The sequence below is a fragment of the Candidatus Paceibacter sp. genome, assembly GCA_013360865.1.
Classification (GTDB): Bacteria; Patescibacteriota; Minisyncoccia; order UBA9983; family UBA9983; genus SURF-57.
Genome location: JABWAS010000030.1, coordinates 1 through 5,763 on the forward strand (window position 1 = coordinate 1; position 5,763 = coordinate 5,763).

Sequence of the window (5,763 nt, forward strand, 5' to 3'; positions counted from 1 at the left end):
TTCATTCGCCAATAACTTTAGCTTGCACATTAATTCGAAATATCGAAGCCATAGAACGGTTAATTGCTCGGTCTTGCTTTCTTCAATTTTTATCATCGTGTACCTCCGTTGATTTGTTAAGATTATCGCTCAGGGCTTCAAGCGCCTGGCGTAGTTCCTTGTCCAAAATTTCTTTAACCTTTGCCCCATCAATCCTCCCCGCTGAGTTGATTTCACCGACTAAAAGGTCAGATATCCGATTTGGAATATTTAGCAAACCATCCCTGACCTGCCGTGCCGTTTCAAATGCTGCCTGCTTTACTTCGCCAGCATCAACAAGAATACCCTCTTGCTTTTTATAGTTAAGTTCCGCCTGCTTTGCCAACCAGATCATACGCTCGGTTCTTGCCCGCTCATAACCTTCACTGCTCTGCTTTTTCTCAGATAGATACTTTTCTCTCCAAGAAAAAACCTCATCAGGAACGAAAAGGAAGCCCTTACTTGTCCTTTCCGCAGGACAACCTTTTAAAATCCAGTCTCGGATTGTGGGCTGCGAAATCTGCAAAATTTTTGATAATTCCCTAAGATTCACTTGTTTTTTACTCGCCATAAATTCCCCCTAATCTGTAATGATTGTTATTTAGTAACCAAAACATAAACCCTAGATTAGCCCCTGGGACTGGATGAACTCTACGGTTGTTCCAAACCCGTACAAAAAAAGTTTTTTCCAAGGACCCACTTTTATCACAAAGCCTTTATTTTAAACAACTTACGATACACTTCTTTTTCCTGTGAAGTAATGCCGTCCGTAGTATGAAACGCTAATGGAGGACTCCCGCTATTTCACGACACAACCCCGATGAATCTTCGTCCGACCTTCCCTTTGCGCCTTCATAAAGGAAGTATAATTATTGAATGACGTGAATTCTCTTTGCAATGCTGAATCATTTTTCCAATCACTAATTATTTGCTCTTCAAACGAAAGAGCTTTTACCGGTTCAGGTATCTCGGCAGTTTGCGGAGTGCGACATCTCATGTCGATTCGCTCGCCTGATTTGTATTTTTGCAGGTCAATCAAAGCTTGCCTTTGGCTTACCGTAATTGTTGAAGCAGGTTCGGGTTTCTGAGTCCGTCCAACCACTTCACGCCTAGTTATGACTGATTTTTGCTCGGGTTCGTCCTTGTGACTCCCCGCCCTTTTCCTATTTCTTAAAGTTTGATAAATGGGACTGAGAGTTTTTCTTCCTGTTTTTGGATCGACTTCTGTTAATAGGTTCATCATATGTTTCCTTTCGTAAAAAATGTTTAAAGAAAGGCATGGGATGCTATCACGGAAACACCCCATGCCAGGAATCGGCCTGGAGGTAGCCGATTAATCGATCAAACTGTATTCCTCACGCAACCCCTTTTGGATTTCCTGGGTTTCACCGCTGCTGGGATTCGGGAAAAGGCAATCCAAGATAAATTGCCGTGTCCTGCCCGTCTGAGCACCGATTGCAACTATTGTCGTCACCGTTTCTTTGATATCATCACTAATCTGGCTTTCGAATTCTGCTGAAATCGTTTCCCAAACTCTCCTTTCAGCCAACTGTACTTGTGTGTGAAGCCGAGGGAGTTCTGATTCAATTTTTTTGATTTGCCTGGAAACGGCCTCACTTATAAGCCTCTCACCTTCGACTGCTTTTTCAGCATCTTCCAGCGATTTCTGGACTTTTCTAAATTCCTCATTTTTCCCAAAATCGTCTCGTGACACCGTATTCAAGATAAGCTTATCAACAATTTGCTCTCTCTGCGCCCTGACTGACTCGACATTCCTTTCAAGACGGGGTAAATTTTCCCGGACATCATCGCCCCGCCGGGTTAGCTCGGTTAACTTTTCCCCGGCAAAAACAACCTCTTTTTGCTTCAATTTAAATCCCTTCACTGCTGTTTCAATATTCGACATTTTCCACACCTCCAAAAAAAGACTGATAAAAGTTAAACCCGTAAAAAAAAGATAAGAAGTTTAAAAACCTGTAAAACACCCGCAACCCTTACAATCGGGTAACGCATTATAAAGTCTTTGATATACAAGATCATAGGCACGCTCAATTTTTAAAATCTCCGGAGCATAGTTAGGGGCATACCAGCCCACCCGGTTTAGAATGATAGGCTTGTATTTTTTGTACCAAATATTATTGGCGCAAAACTTTTCCCCTGGCTCTATGCCCTCAATTTCGGACAGTAAATCATCAAAATAAGGATCAATTGCAATTACAGTCTCCCAGGTTAAATTTTGCCTTATCGACTCACGCCTCGACTCTTGTTCTCTAAAATGAGTGGTTAAAGTTTCACCGGTTATAATCACCTATTTTTTCCTCCATTTGGTAAAAGTTTTAATCAGGTCTTTTCCAGCCACTTGTCTGGATAAATTTAATCCCGCCCACTAATTTGAATTCACATTCCATGCGATTTGGGTTAACATCGGGTTTTACCCAGTTTTTTGCCTTTACAATTTTTAAACGCCCTGGCGACATGCTCAGATACAGCCTTGACTTTTCTGCGGAAAAATCACCGCCACGGCCAAAGTCTTGGCCTTCTTTCTTTTGAATTGAAATCAGGCAAAAACCCGTTTTTAGACGGTCGAAAATCTCTTTTATATCCCTAGCGATTTCGTAGAAATTTTCCGTCTTTTCCATATAATCAATTACTGTTATTCCATCCGACAACACCAAGTCTTGGAAATTGCCCGAACGTTCGATAAACTCAATTTTTTCCCATTCCACATCAGGAACATTTAAATGCGAAATCCGGCTTTTGATTTCTTGTGCGCCCATTTCACTGGTTAGATACCTGACCTTCATTCGCTCCCTATTCATGTAGGCAAAATTGAGGCAATAGGCTGACTTACCTGCATCGGTTTGGCCTGCAATAACGCCAACCGACTTAGGTAGTATGTAAACTTTTTCATGGATATTGAACGGCCATACAATTGGGAGGGGGGTTACAGAAACACTGGACAGGTCTATAATCTCGTAATCTTTTTCGATCTTGCGAAAACAACCGTTTTTGTTTCCATGACGCTCAATAACACCCTCGTCACACAGACGGGAGAGAATCTTTGACAAATTCTTTTGCTCATCCCTTGACGACACTTGGAGACTTTTGACGACATCTGACGACAAAAAGATGCCTTTTGACGACAAAATCCACTCTTTAACTTCGTCCGAAAACTTCCCATCCCGCTTTTCTTGCCTTTTCAGAGCGCTTTGAATCTTAATATTTATCCATGTTTCGTCATGTTCACCCCATGAATGTATAATAAATTCAAGGTATTTGAAGATGTCTCGCTCTGGCATGCCTGATTTTACAAGGGAATTGGCAAGTGTAAACAAATCTGTGTCTCGACGACCTTCGGAAAAGAGAGGAGGGGTGTCGTCAAAATTGTCGTCACCCTCCCTATTATTAGTTTTTTTATTATATATAGTATGTATGTTATTAATGGTGTGCTCCCTTGAGGTCGCACACATGGCAGTGGGTTGAGACTGAGTCTCAGTTAACATACGGTACAAGCCCTCAGGCATTTCCGGCAAGGCTTCTCTGGGAAGTTCGGAACCGTTCAACCATATATATTTTTTGCCACTACTATTGCAAGAGGGAGGGCACACGCAACAACCGCCATCACTCCGGGTATCAATATTAGGAAGCACCCCGGCTTTTGTGGGTATAGATGGATCGTAAGCAAAATAGAAATGTTTGCCACCCCTCGGAGTTTGCACACAGGGCAGTTCAAGAGATTCTGGAAGAATTTCTTCAATTCTGGAAATAGCCTCTGGAGAATCTGCATCAACTACCGTTACCCCGGAGTTTTGGCCGGTTACTAGCGAAATCATTGCCTTGGGATATTGTTTAAACCACGAAACAACTTCATTTTCGGTCGGCATCCGGCCTTGAAATTCAGCCCATGGAACCAATGGAGCCTTTGTCCGGGGATTCGATGGGACAATGCTGAATCCTTGATTTCGATATGACAATGCCGCTTCAAGTGTCGATTTCATCTTAAGCGTTCCCTAAATTCAAAAAGGCAATCAACCGCCGCGCAAATGTTTCAGTTATGTATTTGCGGACGGCCAGCCAAACAATGATTCTTTTCGCAAACGTTTTCATTTGCCATGCCTAGCCTTTCGTTGTAGTCGGGTTCCCGTTTCGTGTTTTCAAAACAATCTCAATCGCCTCCCTCAACATTTCAGAAATAGGCTTCCCCGTTCTATTGGAACGGGCTTTGAGTTTTTTATATGTCTCGATTGGAATTGCAAAATTGAAAAACTTAATTCCTTCCATACATGCTCCTTTCGATTGAAATAAAAAAGGCCATGGCTAACACACGTCAGCACACGGCCTATTTTATACAACTATGAAAATCTTACTTTCTATCTTACTTTTTACATTCGCTCAATTCCCTTGATTTTACTGGTATTTTATTGATTCTTAGTAAGATTGACGTATCTTACCAATATCTTACCGGCTATCTTACTTTTTGAATTTTTTGTCTTTTATCTTTACAAATAAGCCATACTTTCCGCTTCTTTTTTCCAAGTTTTGAATCAGTTTTACACCTAATTTTTTTACGGTTTTCTTGTTTAAATCGGACTGAAGGTTGTCAAAATTCCCCCGGCTCCAGTTTGTGTTAGAATATTCTTTTCTTGATTGAAAATGGGTAATTATGTCGCTAAAATGTTGGCTATCTTGTCTTAAATAATCAACCAATGCTTGCTCATCTTTTGTCAATTCACAGCATTTTTCATCATCTAAAAACAAGATGCTTTTTGCGTCATCATAAAAGAGCGCCGTAATCTTTTGTATATCCTGTTGCGTGCTTGCGGGAAGGTCTTTCTTCGCTGGTTCAAGGGGAATAATATTAAACTTTGAAGTAAAATACTGTGGAAGGTTATCTGCATCGGAAGCGCTGATTATTAATTGCCCTTGCGGTGTGGTCTTTTTAACGCCATTGAATGTATAGGAAAGCCCGGAACCAGCATTGAGAAAGTCCGTTATTCTGGTGTCAATCCGTTTAATCAGTGGGAGGTCTTTGCTGTCTATATCCTCTAAAAATACTGTACCTCGTTTAAACTGAGAAAGTTTATCATCTATGTTTTTTTCGTTCAGGCAATCCACATAGTGAAAGCCGAACGTGTCGCTGTAACAATAAATCAAACATGCAATCTTACGAATTAAGTCCTTATCGCTTCCAACTAGTAGAACACATCTCTTTTTCGTGTGCTTAATACGCTCTAAAAGACTTTTCTCTATCGTCTTTTCTAATTGCTCAAATATTGGCTCATATTCGTCTTTATACGCAATGCCGTGTCGGTTAACAAGTATATCCCATGCATCACCACTTGATTTATTTTCTTCTTGCTCCATCTGCTACCTCCTGTAGTAACCCTGAAAAGTAAATTAAGGGAAGGTCACTCAGGAATGTGACCTTGTCGCCCTGCAGGAGCTATCCCTTAAATTTTCAATTTAACCCCGAAAAACCTATCTAAAACCTACAAAAAACACACACGGAAGTACTTCATCGACCTTACCCATGCAGACTCCCTTCGGAAGCGTTTTTAGGCCGGTTTTATAGCGTCTGAGAACGGAAATTTTCTTAAACCGTCTCCATCTCTCCGGCCTTAACAGGTCTTCTAAAGGGTTTTATGTCTTTCAAGCTGTCGCCCCTTTTTTCAGTTACAATATAAAGATCGTACTGGCTTTGAAGATTTAACCAGAGTTCAGCCGATGTTTCAAAATACCTTGATA

7 protein-coding genes are annotated in these 5,763 nt (G+C 41.1%); all 7 read right to left on the reverse strand.

Features of this window, described 5'->3' with window-relative positions; translation table 11 throughout:
• Nucleotides 1-82: 82 nt before the first annotated feature.
• Nucleotides 83-589, reverse strand: coding sequence for a hypothetical protein (locus HUT38_04350; protein ID NUQ57683.1), 507 nt, complete (start codon nucleotides 587-589; stop codon nucleotides 83-85).
• Between the two features lie 228 nt (nucleotides 590-817).
• Complete coding sequence (locus tag HUT38_04355; GenBank protein NUQ57684.1) at nucleotides 818-1,258, reverse strand: hypothetical protein; 441 nt, start codon at nucleotides 1,256-1,258, stop codon at nucleotides 818-820.
• 93 nt (nucleotides 1,259-1,351) lie between these two features.
• Complete coding sequence (locus HUT38_04360) at nucleotides 1,352-1,924, reverse strand: hypothetical protein (protein NUQ57685.1); 573 nt, start codon at nucleotides 1,922-1,924, stop codon at nucleotides 1,352-1,354.
• A gap of 60 nt (nucleotides 1,925-1,984) precedes the next feature.
• On the reverse strand, nucleotides 1,985-2,326 hold the full coding sequence (locus HUT38_04365) for a hypothetical protein (protein ID NUQ57686.1): 342 nt from the start codon (nucleotides 2,324-2,326) through the stop codon (nucleotides 1,985-1,987).
• Between the two features lie 28 nt (nucleotides 2,327-2,354).
• The gene (locus HUT38_04370; protein ID NUQ57687.1) at nucleotides 2,355-4,016 is read right to left on the reverse strand and encodes a bifunctional DNA primase/polymerase; all 1,662 of its coding nucleotides are present in this window, start codon (nucleotides 4,014-4,016) and stop codon (nucleotides 2,355-2,357) included.
• Nucleotides 4,017-4,134: 118 nt separating this feature from the next.
• A complete protein-coding gene (locus tag HUT38_04375) occupies nucleotides 4,135-4,299 on the reverse strand; it encodes a ribbon-helix-helix domain-containing protein (protein ID NUQ57688.1) in 165 nt (54 codons plus the stop codon).
• A gap of 189 nt (nucleotides 4,300-4,488) precedes the next feature.
• On the reverse strand, nucleotides 4,489-5,382 hold the full coding sequence (locus HUT38_04380; GenBank protein ID NUQ57689.1) for a hypothetical protein: 894 nt from the start codon (nucleotides 5,380-5,382) through the stop codon (nucleotides 4,489-4,491).
• Nucleotides 5,383-5,763 lie beyond the last annotated feature (381 nt).

Excerpts from the sequence above, each read along its gene's own strand:
- HUT38_04350 (NUQ57683.1), bottom strand. The coding sequence starts at position 589 with ATGGCGAGTAAAAAACAAGTGAATCTTAGGGAATTATCAAAAATTTTG.
- HUT38_04355 (NUQ57684.1), bottom strand. The coding sequence starts at position 1,258 with ATGAACCTATTAACAGAAGTCGATCCAAAAACAGGAAGAAAAACTCTC.
- HUT38_04360 (NUQ57685.1), bottom strand. The coding sequence starts at position 1,924 with ATGTCGAATATTGAAACAGCAGTGAAGGGATTTAAATTGAAGCAAAAA.
- HUT38_04370 (NUQ57687.1), bottom strand. The coding sequence starts at position 4,016 with ATGAAATCGACACTTGAAGCGGCATTGTCATATCGAAATCAAGGATTC.
- HUT38_04375 (NUQ57688.1), bottom strand. The coding sequence starts at position 4,299 with ATGGAAGGAATTAAGTTTTTCAATTTTGCAATTCCAATCGAGACATAT.
- HUT38_04380 (NUQ57689.1), bottom strand. The coding sequence starts at position 5,382 with ATGGAGCAAGAAGAAAATAAATCAAGTGGTGATGCATGGGATATACTT.